11 protein-coding genes are annotated in these 17,023 nt (G+C 66.9%); 2 read left to right on the top strand and 9 right to left on the bottom strand.

Annotated elements, in window-relative coordinates:
* Window positions 1-8: 8 nt before the first annotated feature.
* Window positions 9-1,430, bottom strand: coding sequence for a M20 family metallopeptidase (locus KW836_RS16780; RefSeq protein WP_218344107.1), 1,422 nt, complete (start codon window positions 1,428-1,430; stop codon window positions 9-11).
* Between the two features lie 113 nt (window positions 1,431-1,543).
* On the opposite strand from KW836_RS16780, the gene KW836_RS16775 reads away from it, so the two are divergent.
* Window positions 1,544-2,470, top strand: a complete 927-nt coding sequence (locus KW836_RS16775) for a LysR family transcriptional regulator (protein ID WP_175136309.1) — start codon at window positions 1,544-1,546, stop codon at window positions 2,468-2,470.
* A gap of 10 nt (window positions 2,471-2,480) precedes the next feature.
* Here KW836_RS16775 and KW836_RS16770 read toward each other — a convergent pair whose 3' ends face one another.
* The 7 genes from KW836_RS16770 to KW836_RS16740 form a co-directional block, all read right to left on the bottom strand.
* A complete protein-coding gene (locus KW836_RS16770; protein ID WP_175136310.1) occupies window positions 2,481-2,978 on the bottom strand; it encodes a transporter suffix domain-containing protein in 498 nt (165 codons plus the stop codon).
* Between the two features lie 55 nt (window positions 2,979-3,033).
* The gene (locus KW836_RS16765; RefSeq protein WP_218344106.1) at window positions 3,034-4,107 is read right to left on the bottom strand and encodes a DUF2955 domain-containing protein; all 1,074 of its coding nucleotides are present in this window, start codon (window positions 4,105-4,107) and stop codon (window positions 3,034-3,036) included.
* Window positions 4,097-5,305, bottom strand: coding sequence for an HlyD family secretion protein (locus tag KW836_RS16760; protein ID WP_218344105.1), 1,209 nt, complete (start codon window positions 5,303-5,305; stop codon window positions 4,097-4,099). The genes KW836_RS16765 and KW836_RS16760 overlap by 11 nt, the downstream gene beginning before the upstream one ends.
* Window positions 5,298-6,851: an efflux transporter outer membrane subunit gene (locus KW836_RS16755; protein WP_218344104.1), complete on the bottom strand. Its 1,554-nt coding sequence runs from the start codon at window positions 6,849-6,851 to the stop codon at window positions 5,298-5,300. Before KW836_RS16755 ends, KW836_RS16760 begins: the two co-directional genes overlap by 8 nt.
* A gap of 264 nt (window positions 6,852-7,115) precedes the next feature.
* Window positions 7,116-10,178, bottom strand: coding sequence for an efflux RND transporter permease subunit (locus tag KW836_RS16750; protein ID WP_218344103.1), 3,063 nt, complete (start codon window positions 10,176-10,178; stop codon window positions 7,116-7,118).
* Complete coding sequence (locus KW836_RS16745) at window positions 10,175-13,255, bottom strand: multidrug efflux RND transporter permease subunit (RefSeq protein WP_218344102.1); 3,081 nt, start codon at window positions 13,253-13,255, stop codon at window positions 10,175-10,177. The genes KW836_RS16750 and KW836_RS16745 overlap by 4 nt, the downstream gene beginning before the upstream one ends.
* On the bottom strand, window positions 13,252-14,439 hold the full coding sequence (locus KW836_RS16740; RefSeq protein WP_218344101.1) for an efflux RND transporter periplasmic adaptor subunit: 1,188 nt from the start codon (window positions 14,437-14,439) through the stop codon (window positions 13,252-13,254). The genes KW836_RS16745 and KW836_RS16740 overlap by 4 nt, the downstream gene beginning before the upstream one ends.
* Before the next feature lie 151 nt (window positions 14,440-14,590).
* On the opposite strand from KW836_RS16740, the gene KW836_RS16735 reads away from it, so the two are divergent.
* A complete protein-coding gene (locus KW836_RS16735) occupies window positions 14,591-15,547 on the top strand; it encodes a molecular chaperone DnaJ (protein WP_218344100.1) in 957 nt (318 codons plus the stop codon).
* Window positions 15,548-15,553: 6 nt separating this feature from the next.
* On the opposite strand, the gene KW836_RS16730 is transcribed toward KW836_RS16735, so the two are convergent.
* Window positions 15,554-16,804: an NnrS family protein gene (locus tag KW836_RS16730; RefSeq protein ID WP_218344099.1), complete on the bottom strand. Its 1,251-nt coding sequence runs from the start codon at window positions 16,802-16,804 to the stop codon at window positions 15,554-15,556.
* Window positions 16,805-17,023 lie beyond the last annotated feature (219 nt).

The raw sequence follows: 17,023 nt of genomic DNA, 5'->3' as shown, positions 1-17,023 counted from the left end.
CGGTCGGATCAGGCGTAGGTGGACGATTGGGAGCAGGCTTGTTCGAGCAAGTCGGCGCCCTGGGTGCCGAGGTCCCAGAAAAGGCCGGCCATGATGGCCAGGCCTTCCCGGGCGACGCTGCCCAGCAGATGTTCATTGGGCGCGTGCTGCGCGCAGGCGGGGTAGGAGTGCGGCACCCACAGGGTGGGAAGGCCAAGCTGGTCGGCAAAAATGTCGTTGGGCAGGGAGCCGCCCAGGTTGGGCAAGAGGGCCGGCCGTTTGCCGGTGGTGCGCTCCAGCGAGGCGGCGGCCCAGCGCACCCACGGGGTGTCGGGCGACAGGCGCGTCGCGCCCGCCTGCATGCCGACACGAACCTCGACGTCGTCGAAGCCGCCCTGATGCAGGTGTTCGACCACGTGTTCCTGCAGGGCACGCCAGTCGGTGCCGACCACGAAGCGCAACTGGCACCATGCCGACGCTTCCGGAGGAATGGCGTTCACGGGCTTGGCGGGGTCGCCGGCGCCGAATGTCAGGACGTCGAGACTGTTCCAGCCAAACACCTTTTCCGGCGAGGTCAAGCCGGGTTCGCCCCACCAGTCGTTGATGTCCGGATCGTCGTCGCCACCACCGACTTCCAGGTCTGCCAGCGCCAATGCAACCGCATCGGGGATGGGCGGGGGGCGCAACCCGGGCACGGCGATGCGGCCGTTCGCGTCCACCAGCGAACTGATCGCATGTGTCAGCCGGATGGCCGGGTTGGAAAGCAGTCCGCCCCAGTTGCCGGAATGGTAGCCGCGTTCCCGAGCCCGTACCTTGAGTTCGAAATTGACCGCGCCGCGCGAGCCCATGAACAGCGTGGGCCGCGCGGCGTTCAGGCGCGGCCCGTCGCTGGCGATGAAGACGTCGGCGGCCAGAAGATTGCGGTGTGTCTTGCAGAACGCAGCCAGGCCGGGCGAGCCCGCTTCTTCGCCGGTTTCGATGAGCCAGATCGTATTGAACCCCAGCACGCCGCCGCGGACGGCGATGACGCGCGACAGCGCTTCAAGGTTGATGGAGTGCTGGCCCTTGTTGTCGGCCGTGCCGCGCCCGTACCAGCGGTCGCCCTCGACCTGCAGGCGCCAGGGGTCCCGGCCGGCGTCCCATTTTGGGGCGTTGCCTCGCACCACGTCGCCGTGACCGTACATGAGGACGGTCGGCAACTCGGCCGCTTCGATGCGGCGTGCGACCAGGATCGGCAGGTCCACCCCGGCAGGGTTGCGATGCACTTCACAGGAAAAGCCCAGTGCCGACAGGCGCGGGACCAGTTCGATCGACAGGTAGGCATGCTGCGCCGGGCCCTGGGTGGAGACTTCGCTTTCGGTGGTGTACGCGATGCGGCGCGCGAGGGTGTCCTGAAGGACGCCGCTGTCATACGCTTCTGTCGCGTGGAGAATGGCTTGTTCGCGGGTCATGGCGGTTCTCGGGGCAGTACGGAAAAACAAAAGTATTACGGTTCTACCCGTGCCACAATTAGATATTTCGCACCTTTGCGTTGCCATAAAGGCATCTCATCCAGGAGCCATCCATGATCTCCCTCGGACTCAGATATTTCCTGGAAGTCGCGCGCTGCGGATCGATCGCAGGCGCGGCGGCCAGCCTGCACGTGGCGGCATCCGCCGTCAGCCGGCAGATCGCCAAGCTGGAAGACAGCCTGGGCATCGTGCTGTTCGAACGCCAGGCGCGCGGCATGGCGCTCAGCGAGGCCGGGCTTCAACTCGCGGCATACGCCCGGGCGGCCGCGCTGGAGGCCGAACGCGTCACCAAGGAGATCCGGCGGCGCAGCGCGCTAGGCGACGTCACGATCCGGCTGGCCTGTAGCGAGGGATTCGCACACCGATTCCTGCCGCTATGCATGGCCGACTTCAAGCAGGTCCGGCCCGAGACGCGTTTTCATCTTCAGGTGGACCGGCCGGAGGAGGTGATTCGCCGGATTCTCGAGGGAATGTCCCAGATCGCGCTGCACTACACGGTGGCGCAGGACGATCGCCTGAAGACCGAACTGCTGACGCGCGCGCCGGTTTACGCGGTGATGTGCCGGCAGCATCCGCTTGCCGCGCGCCGTGCGATCAGCTTGCGTGACCTGGCCGACGTGCCGGTATCGGTTGGCGATAAGGGCACGACCGTGCGGCAACTTTTCGATACCGCGTGCGCCAATGCCGGCTTGCATATCGAGCCGGCCTACGTGTCCAACAATTCGGCGGCCTTCCTGCCCATGCTGCCGGGCAGCCGGATCGTGGCGCTGACGGGCTACCTGACGTTGATGGGGGATCCGCAGGGCACCGCGCTGGCCGCAGTGCCGTTCAGCAACCCGGAAATGCGCCAGCGCAGCATCCAGGCCGTGACGCTGCAAGGGCGCACCTTGCCGCCGCTGGCCAAGGAGTTTCTGGAATTCATGGCGGCGCGGCTCACTGCGGCGCCGCGCGCGCCGGATCTGGACAAGGGCGGCGCGTGACGGCTGATGACTAGACCGACCGCACGAACAGGGCGCGCAGCTTGTTCCAGAAATCGCCGCCCAACACGAAGAAGCTGGCCACCAGCATGACGTCGCCCAGCAGTTGCGCCTGCCACAGCCGCGGCCGGAAACCGGGCCAGATCTGGTCGACATAGGGTTCCAGCATCGACGTCAGTAGGGGCAGGATGAACATCACCATGCCGATGGCGTGGCGCACGGGGCCGACCTTCTGCACGGGCGCCAGTTTCTTCGCGTGGCCGCCGATGATGGCCTTGAGTTGCTGGAATCCCTCTTTGCCCATAACGGCGATGCAGGTAATGAGCAGCACCTTGTTGGCGATGAAGATGGCGCCGGTCAGTGCCGCGATGCGCGATCCGGGGATGTCCATCGCGGCGCCGATGGGAATCAGGAACCAGAGCGCGAAGGCCAGGATGAAAATTCCGATTCCGCACTTGAAGCGCCAGCCCATTGCCGGCGCGGGTTGGGTTGGCAGGTCTTGGACACTCATGGCGGTCTCCTTGCAAGGGGTGGAATATGAGGCGGGGGAATTCAAGGCATGTGAATCAAGTTCCGGAAATACGGCGGCGTGAGGAAAATACGCCCGGCTTGCGGGGCGCACGCGGCCGGGGTTCAAGCAACTGCAGCATCAGGCAGGCATACAGGGTGACGGCGATGAACAGCCCCATGCGCACGGCGAAGGCGGTGTAGACGTCCTTGCCCGCCACGCTGTCCTGCACCGACTGGCCCAGCAGGATGATGAGCGTGATCAGGGTGTTCAGCCAGAAAGTGGGCGCATGCGGCGTGGGACTCAGCCGATACAGCTTTCTGGCCATCATCAGCCCGAACAGCAGCATCCACAGGAAGTACATCCACAGGCTGGGAAAGGGCCGCAGGGCGATCCAGAAGCCCACCGCAAGCACGCCGGCCAGCAGCGTCGATCCCAGGATCTCGCGCGCCGCGCCATGCGCCGCTGTGACGCAGCTCTGGCGGCCCAGGCTGACCGCCTTCAGGATGATGGGCATGTAGCCCAGCGGATCGGTCATCGCCAGCAGAAAGGCCGGCAGCACGACCAGCGCCGCGCGCAGGGCCATGCGGCTTGCCTCGGCGGCCGGCAAAACAGGCGGGGGCGGTGGCGCGGGCAGGCCAGGCGGTTCGGGAAACAGCGCGTGGCAGACGCCCAGCACCAGGGCGGCCAGCAGCAGCGCTTTGACCAGGGCCTCGATCACCGTTACCGCCAGGCCGAAGTCCAGTGTGCCTGCCGCAGAAATCATGGTCAGGCCGATGATCAGGAACGTCGACACCAGATTATTGCCGCCGCGCAGCCCGTGGCGAAACGCCAGAAACAGGCACAGGCCGACGATCAGCACCCCGCCGGCCGGGTAGTAGCGAAGCAGCGGAATCAGCAACAGCCCACTGCCCGTGGTGAACATCGCCACCAGGGCCAGGCCCAGGCCGGCTTTCAACGAAAGCGGCCGGTTCATCTGCGCCAGCAGGAACACCCCGAGCACCGGCGCGATCATCGGGATCGGCATGTCCAGCCCGAAGCTGATGGCCAGGCACAGCGCCGTCCCCACGCCCAGGCGCAGGGCGCGCTGGCCGCGGGGGTCGCGAGGGGCGGGGGGCGTGTCAGTAAGCATAGGACAGCCAGCTCATCAGCCGCAGGTACAGGCGGCCCAGGGGGTTGAGCGGATTGCCGGGGTTGGGAAAGGCCATGACTTCGGCCTGGCCGCCCACCCGGATACCGCGAAGGGACGGAAGCTGTCCGGGATCGAGGTCGATGGCGACCGGGAAACGTTGGGCGGGCCGCAGCCAGTCGCGGCTGTTCTGCACTGTGGGTAGGCTGCCGGGCTGCGTGGGCGTGCCGACGCTCACGCCATAGCCCACGCTGCGCACGCGGCCCTCGAACACCTGCCCGGGCAGCGCGTCCAGGATGATGGCGACCGGCGTGCCGGGGTCGACGTGCCCCAGGTTGTTCTCGGTCATTTCCGCGTTGATCCACACGTCGTGAATGGCGATCAGCGTCATCACGGGCTTTCCCGCCGCGGCGAATTGGCCGGCGTCGGTCCGCAGGTCGGTGACGAGGCCTGCGGCGGGGGCGCGCACCTGCGTGTTGGCCAGGTCCAGTTCAGCCTTTTCCACGGCGGCGGCGGCGCTGCGCAGCTTGGCGTTGTCTTCCTCGCTGCCGCCTTCCTGTTCGCGAGCCCGCTGCACCTCGGCACGCGCGGCCGCCACCTGGCTGACCGCCTGCGCCAGATTGGCCCGCGCAATCTCCAGCCGGCGCAGTGATATCGTGCCCTGGTCGTCGCGGTACAGGCGCTCGAGCCGGGTGCTGTCCTGGCGCGCGCGGACTTCATTGGCTTGCGCCGCGCGCAGGGACGCCTGCGCCGCATCGATGCCGGCGGTGCTGGCGCCAATCTGCCGGCGCGTGGCGTCCAGATCGGCCCGGGCGCGGTCGAGCGCAATCCGGTAATGCTCCGGGTCGATGTCGAACAGCACGGCGCCCGACTTCACGTCCTGGTTGTTGCGCACATGTACCTGCGTCACCCGGCCCGCCACTTCGGACGCCACGGGCACCACAAAGGCCTCCACCCGCGCCTGCTGCGTGTACGGCGTGTAGCGGTCCGCCAGCAGATACCAGACCAGGCTGATGACGATGACGACGAGGACCCAGCGGACCCCCTTTTTGGCGGGATCCGCGGGGGGCGGTGGGGCGGCCGGCGGGGCGGGCGGCGGCTCGGACGGCGCGGGGCGTGCCGGCGTATCGCGGGCAGGCGAGCCAGGGCTCGCCGCGGGCGCAGCGCTGGCCGTCGGGGGCGCGGGCCTGGGACTAGTCATCGGATCGCCTCGTGGTCTTGGGAAGCGCCGGCGCGGGCCGCCCGGCCTCGGACAGCAGGTCGCCCCAATTGGTGCGCCGCTGCATCTGTTCTTGCGTGGCCGGATCGATGACCGGCTGGTCGCTGTACCAGCCGCCGCCCACTGCCTTGTACAGGGCGATCAGGTCGCGCACGGCATTGCCCCGGTTCACCAGATAGGTGTCCTGCTGCGTTGCCAGCGCGCGCTGCGCATCCAGCACCCGCTGAAAGTCGGAATAGCCCTCGCGGTAGAGCGCAGTGGCCAGCGTCAACGAGCGCTTGGCCGCCAGCGCCGAGTCGTAGAGGATCCCGTCGCGTTCCAGCGCCTTGACCAGTCCCGTGGCGGCGTCGTCGGCCTCGCGCGCGGCCTGGCGCACGGCGTCCTGGTAGATGACGATAAGCTGCTGCAGCCGCGCGTCCTGCAGGCGCACCGTGTTGGTGATCCGGCCGTGGTCGAACACGTTCCAGGTCAGGCTAGGGCCGGCAAGCAGGGCTGCGCCGCCGGACGTGCCGGCCAGCGACGTGGCGGTCCAGGCGATGCTGCCCAGCAGCGTCAACGAAGGGTAAAGATCCGCCTTGGCTACGCCCACCTGCGCGGACTGCGCCGCGATCCGCAGCTCGGCGGCACGGATGTCCGGTCGCCGCAGCAGCAGGTTGGCCGGCACGTCCTGCAGCACCGCCCGGTCGATCAGCGGAATCACGGCCTCCCGTGTCGCCAGGTCGGGCAGCTCCGGCATCGGGCCCGGCGGCTTGCCGACCAGCACCGCCAGCGCGTTGCGGGTGCGCGCGATCTGGCTTTCGAACTCCGGAATGGTGCTGAGCGTTCCAAGGTATTGCGTGCGCGCCTGCTGCAGGTCCAGTTCGTCGGTCTCGCCGCTTTGGAAAAGGCGCTCGGTGATCTCGTAGCTGCGCTTCTGGATGGCCGCATTGTCGCGGGCGATGCGCAGCCGGGCTTCGGCCGTGCGCAGCGCGTAATAGCTTTCGGCGACCTGCGCGTGTAGCAGCACCAGCACGTCTTCGCGGTTGGCCTCGGCCGAGAAGTAGGCGGCATCCGCGGATTCGATGGCGCGGCTGAAACGGCCCCAGAAGTCCAGTTCCCAGCCGATGCTGAACCCCGCGCTGTATTGCCAGAAGCTGCTGGGCCGCGGATTGCCTTCCGAGGAGCGCGATGACCGATGCTGATAAAGCGCGTCCGCGCCGACGACCTGCGATTGCGGATACAGCCCGCTGCGGGCAATGCCAAGCTGGGCCCGCGCCTCCATGATCTGCAGGCCGGCCACCTGCACGCCGGGATTGTGCGCGTCGGCCTGGGCGATCAGGGATTCAAGAACGGGGTCGTCAAAGATACGCCACCACTGCCGGGCGTCCGGCTGCGAGGCTTCCACGGTGGCTTGTTGCAGCGCCGGCGTGTCCCATTGGCTGGACCAGTCGACACGCTGGGGCTCGAAGTCGGGTCCCACTTGCACGCAACCGGCCAGGCACAGCACGCCGGTCAGCAGCAGTCGATTCAAACAAGTCATCGGCCACATTGGGCACCAGGTCTGTCAGAGGCCAAACTGCAAGTCCCCGGTGACGGCCCGATGGTGCCCGCACCGCGAACGCCGGAAAGCTCGGCAGCGACAACGTGTTGTGTGGTCGCGCCGGCATCGCGGGCAGCAGTCGCGTTCCCGGCGGCGCGAAAAAGCGCCGGACCGGATCGGGCGGTTTGCGTCAGCGTGCCAACCGATTCTATTGAGCTTTTTATTTTCCGGCTAGCGGGAAGATACGGGGGGCGGCCCGGCAGGCCGCGCCGGTCAGGCGGTGCGGCGGCGCCAGCCCAGGCGGCGCAACCGCTCCAGCGCCAGATACACGATCGGCGTCGTATACAGCGTCAGGAACTGGCTGATCATCAACCCGCCGACAATGGCGACACCCAGCGGGCGGCGCAATTCCGACCCTTCGCCCATTCCAAGCACCAAGGGCAGGGCGCCCAGAAGACCCGCCAGGTTGGTCATGACAATGGGCCGCAGGCGCAGCATGGCGGCGCGGTGGATGGCCTGCTCGGGCGTCAGGTTCTCGCGCCGCTCCAGACTCAGGGCGAAGTCGATCATGAGGATGGCGTTCTTCATGACGATGCCCACCAGCAGGAACAGCCCCAGCAGCGCGATCAGCGTGAACTCGATGCCGGCCAGCCGCAGCGCCAGCAGCGCCCCGACGCCGGCCGACGGCAGCGTGGACAGGATAGTCAGCGGATGCAGCGCGCTTTCGTACAGGATGCCCAGCACCAGGTAGATGGCGACCAGGACCCCCAGGATCAGCCAGGGCTGGTCCTGCAGGCTCTGCTGGAAGTTGCGCGCATCGCCGCCCAGGCGGGTCTGGATGTAAGACGGCACCATCAGCTTGGCCGTTGCCGCGTCGATGGCGGCCAGCCCCTGTTCCAGCGACACGCCGGGCGCCAGCGAGAAGCCGACCCACACCGCGGCAAACAGGCCATCGTGAAACACCCGGTCGTTGACCAGCCCGTTGTCGTAGGTGGCAAATGCGGTCAGCGGAACGCGGTTGCCATCGGCAGCCACGACGTGCACCTGTTCCAGGACTTCCGGGTCTTCGGTGTAGCGCGGGTCCAGTTCCAGCACGACGCGGTACTGGTTCATGGCGTCGTACAACGTGGCGACCTGGCGCTGGCTGAACGAATTGCTCAGCACGCTGCTGATGGTGTCCATGTCGACGCCCAGCCGCTGCGCCGCGCTGCGGTCGATGTCGATCACGACCTGCTGCGTCGCGCCGTCGCCTTGCGCGTCGACGTCGCGCAGCTCGGGGATCTCCTGCATCGCCTTGGAGATCTTGCGCGACCATTCCCGCAGCGCCGGCACGTCGCTGGCCATGATGGCCAGTTCATGGTCGCCGGAATTGCCGAAGCCGCCGGGCATGCGCAGGTCCTGGTCCACGTTCAGAAAGAACATGCCGCCCGGCACCGCCGGCGCGTTCGTGCGCATCCAGTTGATGACCTCGGTGGACGACGCCTCGCGTTCGGCGGCGGGTTTCAAGCGGATGAGGAACAGCGAATTGCTGATGCCCAGGCCGCCGCCGTTGTAGCCGATGACGTCATCGACGGCCGGGTGCTTGAGGACAAGTTGCCGGTACTGGTCGATCTTGGGCTGCATGACCTGAAACGAGAACCCGTCGTCGCCGCGCACGAAGCCCATGAGCTGGCCGGTGTCCTGCACCGGCAGAAATCCCTTGGGCGCCTGGACATACAGGTAGACGTTCAGCCCGACGACGCCGGCCAGCAGCAGCAACGTCAGGCGCGCGTGGCCAAGCACGCGCGCCAGCGACACGCCATACCAGTCGTGGATGCGGGCAAACACCGCCTGCATCCGCGAGGGCTTGGCCGCAACATGGCTGACGGGCCGCAGCCAGCGCGCGCACAGTGCCGGAATGATGGCCACCGACACGACCAGCGAGATGACGGTGGCCGCCACCAGCGTGATCGAAAATTCGCGGAACAGCCGCTCCACCAGACCGCCCATGAACAGGATCGACACGAACACGACGCTCAGTGCCACGGTCATGGCCACCAGCGTAAAGCCCACCTCGCGCACGCCGCGCAGCGCGGCCTTGACCGGCGTGAGGCCGCGCTCCAGATGGCGCGAGATGTTCTCCAGTACGACGATGGCGTCGTCCACCACCAGTCCGGCGGCTACTATCAGCGCCATGAGCGACAGGTTGTTCAGCGAAAAGCCCCACGCGTACATGACGGCAAAGGTGGCGATCAGGCAGACCGGAATCGCCACGCTGGGGATCGCGGCGGCACGCGCATTGCCCAGAAACAGCCACACCACCAGGATGACCAGCCCGGCGGCCAGCGCCAGGGTGATGTGCGCCTCACGCAGCGTCGCCTTGATGCCCGGCGAGCGGTCCAGTGCGACGGTCAGGTCCACGTCGGCGGGCATCAACTGGCGCAGGCCCGGGAGGGCCTGGTTGATGGCGTCGATGGTTTCGATGATGTTAGAGCCCGGCTGCCGGCTGATGGTCAACACCACCGCCGGATTGCGGTTGTGAAAGCCGCTGCTGTAGCGGTTTTCGACCGAATCGGTGACGCGCGCCACCTGCGACAGCCGGATCACGGCGCCATCCTGGTAGCGCACGATGAGACTGTCGTAGTCCTGCGCGCGGCGCGGCTGCTCTGGCGTGCCGACCTCCCAGCGCTGGCCGGCCGAATCGAGCTGCCCTTGCGGGCCCATCGGAGCGGCGTTCGAAATTGCCTCGCGCACGTCGTCCAGCGCCACGCCGTAGTGCGCCAGCGCGTTGGGATTGACCTGGACCCGCACGGCCGGCAGTGAACTGCCGCCCATCGTCACCTCGCCCACGCCGCTGATCTGCGAGAGCTTCTGCGCCAGCACGGTGGAACCCAGGTCGTAAAGCTGACCAGCTGGCCGCGTGGCGGAACTGAGCGCCAGCGCCATGATGGGCGCCTGCGACGGATTGACCTTGCGATAGCTGGGATTGCCCGGCATGCCGGCGGGCAGTTCGGCGCGTGCGGCGTTGATGGCGGCCTGCACGTCGCGGGCGGCCTCGTCGATGTTGCGATCCAGTTCAAACTGGAGCTGCACGCGGGTCGAACCCTGGTTGCTGGACGAGCTCATCGAGCTGACGCCCGCAATGCTGCCCAGCGCCCGTTCCAGCGGCGCGGCGACTGTGCTGGCCATGCTTTCGGGGCTGGCGCCGGGTAGATCGGCGCGCACTTCGATGGTCGGAAAATCCACCTGCGGCAACGGCGCCACTGGCAGCAGGCGCCACGCCACCGCGCCCAGCAGCGTCAGCGCCAGCGCCAGAAAAATGCAGGCGACCGGCCGGTGCAGCAACGCCCGGATCATTTCACCGGGCCTTCGGCGTTGGGCGCCGGTGCGGCATCAGCGCGGCGGTGGCCCAGCCGGTGAAAGAACAGGTACACGGCCGGCGTGGTGAACAGCGTCAGCACCTGGCTGACCAGCAGCCCGCCAACCATGACCCAGCCCAGCGGCTGTCGCAGTTCGGCGCCCGAGCCGGTCGCCAGCATCAACGGCAGCGCGCCAAACAGTGCGGCCAGCGTCGTCATCAGGATGGGGCGCAGGCGCAGCAGCGCGGCCTCGCGGATGGCGGCTTGCGGGTCAAGGCCGCGCGTGCGCTCAGCCTCCAGCGCAAAGTCGACCATCATGATGCCGTTCTTCTTGACCAGCCCGATCAGTAGAATGATGCCGATCACGGCAATCAGGTCCAGCGGTCGGCCGGTGATCAGCAGCGCAAGCAGAGCGCCGACCGTGGCCGAGGGCAGCGTGGACAGGATGGTGACCGGGTGAATGGCGCTTTCGTACAGCATGCCCAGCACCAGGTACATCGTCACCACCGCGGCCAGCATCAGCCACAACGTGTTGGACAGCGACGCCTCGAACGCCGACGCCGCGCCTTGCAGCCGCAGCTCGACGCTTTCGGGCATGCCGATTTCCTGCTTGGCCGCTTCGATGGCAGCGATGGCTTCGCCCAGCGAACCGCCCGGCGGCAGGTTGAAAGACAGATTCACCGCGGGGAACTGCGACAGGTGATTCACCGCCAGCGGTGCGGCGCGTTCACTGACCGTGGCCAGTGCGGACAGCGGAATGGCCTGCCCGTTTTCCGTCTGCAGATGAACGCGCTCCAGCGCCTCGGGGCTGGTCGCCATTGTCCGGTCCACCTCCAGCACTACACGGTACTGGTTGGATTGCGTGAACAGCGTGGCGACCTGACGCTGGCCGAATGCGTTGTACAGGGCCTGTGCCACGTCGTCCATCGTGACGCCCAGACGCGCGGCGGCGTCGCGCGAGACTTCCAGATAGGCCTGGCGCCCGCCGCCCTGCAAGTCGGAAGACACGTCGGCAAGCTGGGGCGCCTGCGCCAGCTGCTGCATCAGCGCGGTGGTCCAACGCGTCAGCAGGGCGCTGTCGGGCGAAGTCAGGCTGAACTGATATTGGCCGCGGCTGACGCGGTCTTCGATGTTCAGTTCCTGCACGGGTTGCAGGTAAAGCGAGATGCCGTTCACCTCGCGCGCCCGCGCGTCCAGCCGCGCCATGATGTCCGCCAGCGGCGCGCTGCGTTCGTTCCAGGGCTTCAGATTGATCAGCAGACGCCCCGTGTTCAGCGTGGCGTTCATGCCGTCGATGCCGATGAAGGACGACAGGGTGGCGACGTCGGGATCGGCCAGCAGGCTTTCCGCCACGGCCTGCTGACGACGCGACATGGCGTCAAACGACGTGCTCTGCGCGGACTGCGTCACGCCTTGCAGGACGCCGCCGTCCTGCGCTGGAAAGAAGCCCTTGGGCACCAACAGATACAGCAGGCCGGTCAGCACCACGGTGGCCACCATCGCCAGCAGCGTCAGCCGCTGGTGGCGAAGGGTCACGTCCAGCCAGCCGGCGTAGCGCACTTGCAGGCGGTCCAGCAACCCGGGGCGCGACGGCTCGTGCGCCGGCAGCAGGCGCGCGCACATCATGGGCGTCAGCGTCAGCGAAACGGCCAGCGATATGAGGATGGCGACGGCCAACGTAATGGCGAACTCGCGGAACAACCGGCCGACCACGTCTTCCATGAAAAGCAGCGGGATCAGCACCGCGATCAGCGACAGCGTTAGCGACACCAGCGTGAAGCCGATCTGCCCCGCGCCCTTGAGCGCGGCCGCCATCGGGCTGTGGCCTTGTTCGCGGTAGCGCGCAATGTTCTCCAGCATGACGATGGCGTCGTCCACCACGAAACCTGCGCCTATGGTCAGTGCCATCAGCGTCAGGTTGTTGGTGGAGAAACCGGCCAGGTACATGAAGCCGAACGTGCCGATCAGGGACAACGGCACGGCCAGACTTGGGATCAGCGTAGCGGGCAGGTTGCGCAGGAACAGAAAGGTCACTAGGACGACCAGCCCCACGGCGAAGGCCAGCTCCCATTGCACGCCGCGCACCGAGGCGCGGATGCTCTCTGTCCGATCGGTCAGGATGCGTACCTGCACGGCGGCGGGCAGGCTGGCCGTCAGTTGCGGCAGCAGCGCCTTGACCTGGTCCGCCACCGCAATGACGTTGGCGCCCGGCTGGCGCTGGATATTCACCAGCACCGCGGGCTGCTTGTCCACCCACGCGGCCAGATAGCGGTCTTCGGCGCCGTCCTCCACCGTCGCGATCTGACCCAGCCGCACCGGCGCGCCATTCTTCCAGGCGACGATCAGGTCGCGGTATTCCTCGGCGCTCTGCAATTGGTCATTGGCGTCCATGATGACGGACCGCACGGGGCCATCAAAGCTGCCTTTAGGCTGATTGGAGTTGGCCTTGGCAATCGCCTCCTGCACGTGCGACAACTGCAGGCCGCGCGCGGCCAGCGCCATCGGGTTGACCTGCACGCGCACGGCGGGGCGCTGCCCCCCCGCCAGGCTGACCATGCCCACGCCCGAGAGCTGCGACAGCCGCTGCGTCATCCGCGTATCCACCAGATCGTAGACCTTGGGCAGCGGCAGGGAATCCGACGTGACGGCCAGCGTCAGGATCGGCACGTCCGCGGGGTTGACCTTGCGGTAGACGGGCGGGGTGGGCAGATCGTTCGGCAGGAGCGAATCGCTGGCGCTGATGGCTGCCTGCACCTCCTGTTCGGCCACGCCCAGCGGCACGTCCAGCGCAAACTGCAGCGTGATGACCGAGATGCCGCTGCCGCTGGTGGACGACATCTGCTTTAAGCCCGGTATCTGCCCGAAGCGCCGCTCCAGCGGTGCGGTGACCGCGCGCGCCGTCACGTTGGGACTGGCGCCCGGATACTGCGTGGTGACCTGGATGATGGGATAGTCGACCTGAGGCAATGCGGCCACGGGCAGCAGGCGCCACGCCAGGATGCCCGACAACAGCAGGGCGATCATCAGGAATGATGTGGCGACCGGGCGCAAGATGAAGGGGCGTGACAGGCTCATGCGGGCTCCTTGTCCTGATCGTGCTGCTCCACGATCTGCACATCGCGTCCGTCATGCAGCCGGTCCACGCCCTCGACCACGACGCGCTCGTCCTCGGCCAGGCCCGCCAGCACGACGATGCGACCCGCGTTGGCCGGACCCAGTTCCAGCACGCGGCGGGTGGCGCGATTGTCGTCGCCGATGACGAAGACGAACGATCCTTCAGAACCGAACTGCACGGCGGCGGTGGGTATGGTCACGACATCATCCTGCTGCACGACGGCCAGCCGGATGTTCACGAACTGGTTGGGAAACAACGACTCGTCGGCATTGTCGAAGCGCGCGCGCAGCCGCACCGTGCCGCTGGCCGCCTGGATGCGGTTGTCCAGCGCTTCGAGCGTGCCTTCGGCCAGAATGCGGCGCTCGTCGGCGTCCCAGGCCTGCACGCGCAACACGGGCGTCTTCGCCTGCGCCTGACGCAGGATGTCCAGGCGGGTCTCCGAGATGCTGAACAGGGCCGACGTGGGCGCCATCTGCACCAGCGTGGTCAGCCCGTCTGCGTCTGTCGTGCGCACGTGGTTGCCGGCATCCACGCGCCGCAAGCCCACGCGGCCGGCGTGGGGCGCCACGATACGCGTAAGACTGAGCAGGCGGCGGGCGTCGGCGACCTGCGCCTGGTTCTTCTGGCGCTGCGCGGTGTACATCCGCACCTGCGCCTCGGCGGTATCGAGCTGCTGCCCGGCCACGGCCTCCTGCCGCGCCAGCTTCCGATAGCGGCGCAGGTCCGCTTCGGCGTTGTCCAGCAGCGCCTGCGTTTGCGCCAGCTCGCCTTCGGCGGACGCCAGCGCAGCCTGGAAGGGGCGCGGGTCTATTTCGGCAAGCAACTGACCCTGCGAGACCGCCTGGCCTTCGGTGTAGTGCAGCCTCACCAACTGGCCATCGACCTGGCTGCGCACGGTCACCTGAGCCAGCGGCGTGATGGTGCCCAACGCATGCAGGTCCCGCTGCAGCGGGCCAGTGCGCGCGGCGGCGACGCTCACTGCGACGGGAAGCTTCCCGTAGTTGGGGGGAGGAGGGGCGGCCGGGCCTTTATTGCCCGCCAGCCAGACCGCCGCACCGATCAGCAGGGCCAGCGCCAGGGCGGCCGCGATCAGGATCAGGCGTTTGCGTGAGGGGGTGGGGCCCGCAAGGAAGCGCAGGGACATCAGGGCTGCCAGGCAAGGAATAGCGGACAGCCGAGATTCTATATTAATAATAATGATTAGCGTTATTGACGCGGTTTTTCAAGAAGGGTTTGCGCGTATCGTTTAGAGTGGCGGTTGTTTTCAATACCCCGGTTTGCAAGAGGAGTGGGTCATGAGCAAAGAATCCTTCGAAAGTCAGCGGGAATTATTCGAGCGCCTGCAGGAACGGCTGGCGTCCGAACGCGACCGCTTGGCGCAGTGGCAGTCGATCGAAGCCGATTACCAGCGCAAATACACCGAGACGCTGCGGCCCCTCGAAGAAAAGCTCAACCAGCTTCGTTACAAGCTGGTGCTGTGCTTTGATCATGCTTACAAGGAAATGGGCCTGTCCAAGGCCGAGCGCGAATTCGTTTCCGAACTGGTCACGGAGTTTTCGGAAGAACTGCTGGTCCTGGCAACCAAGAGCGAGCTGCCTGCCGGTTGCGACACCGCGCGCCTCAAGACGCTTTACAAGAAGCACCGCGGGTCGGATTACGACGCCAACCTGGCCGAACTGACGGAAAGCGCGGGCCAGGAACTGGCCGATGCGCTGGATCTGGACGTTGCCGATCTGGCCTCGATGTCGCCCATGCAGTTGCTGCAGATCATCCAGGACCAGTATGACGACGAGGACGCGGAAGAACTGCTGGAGTACGCGCGCGTCGTCAAGATTCCGGCCGTGACGAACGACGTCGCGTGGCAGGCCTTGCAAGAGGCCGAGCGCGCGCGCCAGGCCCAGTCCGCCCAGAATCCCGCCCTGCGTACCGAGGTCCAGGCCGTTGCCGACATCCCGGACGATCGGCTGCAAGAGACCAACACGGTGCTCGCCGCCCAACTCGACGAAGTGCTGAGCCAGCTTCAGTTCGCGGAAGAAGGCTTCAAGCTGCGCTACGAACTGGACGTGTTCGCCACGTTCGATCCCGATACGGTAATGGGCGAACTGGACGACGACATCAAGGACATTCAGGAGTACATCCAGGAACTGGAGCACGAGATCATGCAGTTCTCGGATGAATCCCTGCTCAAGGCGTGGATCAAGGCGATGCGCCGGGAAGTGGCCGCGATGGAGCGGCGCGAAGATCGGTCCTGACGCGTCTCAGCCTTTCGGCCGCGACACCGGCATCACCCGCATGACCGGCGCGGCCTGCTTGGCCGCCGCATCCGCGCGCGGCCGGATCATCATCGGGAAGAACCGCCACAGGTACAGTCCCAGCGCCAGCGCCCACGCGGTGGCGGACGCATGCAGCAAGCCCAGCGTCGCGGCGGTCGGCAACAGCGCCGCCAGCCGTAGCAATGCCGCCAGGATCATCAGCGCGTAGCTCACGACCATGCTGCGGTCCGTGTGCAGCGGCCGGCCAAGGTGGCCCAGCGCGGTGCGCGTCACCATGCCCAGGATCAGCACGGAGAACCCTGCCACGCCAATCACGTGCGCCGGCCACGCCTGCCGGACGACGAAGCCCGCCAATTGCGCCGCGCCGACCAGCAGCCCGATGCCCAGGCCCAGATACCCGGCATAGAGAATCCACAGAAGCGGCACGCGCCGCACGGCCCACGGCTTCCAGGACACCCACTGCACCAGCGCGATCACGCCGCTGGCCGCCAACGCCGCCGCGGCCACTTGCTGCACCCCGGCCAGCAGGCAGGCGATGGCAATGACGCCGAACCCAAGCTGCCAATGGCCGCTCTTGGTATGGGGAGGGATGTCCAGGCCCGCGACGGCGCGCTTGGCGAAGAAGGGCATGACCCGCCGGGCGATCAGCAACGTCAGCACGGCCATCGACAGCAGGCCGGCATTGAAAAAGCGCATCAGCGTGACGTAATCGCCCTGTACCGTCGCCCACAGATACAGCCCGTTGGTCGCGCCGAGCGCCAGCAGCAGCAAGGGAACGCCATAGTTGCGCTGGTTGCGTGTCACGGCGACGGCGCGTCCCAGCGCCCCAGCCGCCCACAGAAAGAAGAGCAGATCGGCAGCCGCCGCAACGGCGAATGCCGGGCGGCCCGGCACCAGATAGCCCACCCGCGCGACGATCCATAACCCGCACAGGGCCGCCAGCGGGTTGCCTCGCAGCGGATTCTTGCCCGTCCAGTTGGCGCCCGCCGTCAGCAGAAACCCTACTGCAATGGTGGCGACATAGCCCCACAGCATTTCATGCGCGTGCCAGAACATGCCGTTCAGCACGCCGGTCAGGCGCGCCGGCGCATGCACCCACAGCAGCACGGAGAACAGGGCCCAAAAACAGCCCGCCAGGTACAGCGGGCGAAATCCCATTTCGGTGAAAGCGCGCCATTCGGGCGGTGCCGGCCGCGGCTTCTTTGCGGGTTCTTCAATGGAAAGCAGGGTGCTCATGATGTAGCCAGTGCGCGCAGGATGCGCCGCGTTGCGGATTTGAACGTGTATTTGAAATACATATTACTGCTGGCGGCATCCGGGCGCGACTTGCTTGCTTGATCCAGCGCAAGGCTATCCGGAACACCCGCATGACTAGGCACTTCGGAAATGGCCCTTTGGTCGGCTGGGGAATGGTGAGTGAAGGGCGGCCTCCTTAGGCTACCCACATACGTATTT

It is taken from the genome of Achromobacter sp. ACM05 (assembly GCF_019218915.1).
Classification (GTDB): Bacteria; Pseudomonadota; Gammaproteobacteria; order Burkholderiales; family Burkholderiaceae_B; genus Achromobacter; species Achromobacter animicus.
The sequence above is the reverse complement of the archived record's forward strand: the minus strand, read 5'-3'. Positions and strand labels throughout refer to the sequence as shown.

Coding starts and splice junctions, on each gene's coding strand:
- KW836_RS16755 (WP_218344104.1), bottom strand. CDS start 6,851: ATGTGGCCGATGACTTGTTTGAATCGACTGCTGCTGACCGGCGTGCTG.
- KW836_RS16735 (WP_218344100.1), top strand. CDS start 14,591: ATGAGCAAAGAATCCTTCGAAAGTCAGCGGGAATTATTCGAGCGCCTG.
- KW836_RS16745 (WP_218344102.1), bottom strand. CDS start 13,255: ATGAGCCTGTCACGCCCCTTCATCTTGCGCCCGGTCGCCACATCATTC.
- KW836_RS16750 (WP_218344103.1), bottom strand. CDS start 10,178: ATGATCCGGGCGTTGCTGCACCGGCCGGTCGCCTGCATTTTTCTGGCG.
- KW836_RS16730 (WP_218344099.1), bottom strand. CDS start 16,804: ATGAGCACCCTGCTTTCCATTGAAGAACCCGCAAAGAAGCCGCGGCCG.
- KW836_RS16770 (WP_175136310.1), bottom strand. CDS start 2,978: ATGAGTGTCCAAGACCTGCCAACCCAACCCGCGCCGGCAATGGGCTGG.
- KW836_RS16765 (WP_218344106.1), bottom strand. CDS start 4,107: ATGCTTACTGACACGCCCCCCGCCCCTCGCGACCCCCGCGGCCAGCGC.
- KW836_RS16740 (WP_218344101.1), bottom strand. CDS start 14,439: ATGTCCCTGCGCTTCCTTGCGGGCCCCACCCCCTCACGCAAACGCCTG.
- KW836_RS16775 (WP_175136309.1), top strand. CDS start 1,544: ATGATCTCCCTCGGACTCAGATATTTCCTGGAAGTCGCGCGCTGCGGA.
- KW836_RS16760 (WP_218344105.1), bottom strand. CDS start 5,305: ATGACTAGTCCCAGGCCCGCGCCCCCGACGGCCAGCGCTGCGCCCGCG.
- KW836_RS16780 (WP_218344107.1), bottom strand. CDS start 1,430: ATGACCCGCGAACAAGCCATTCTCCACGCGACAGAAGCGTATGACAGC.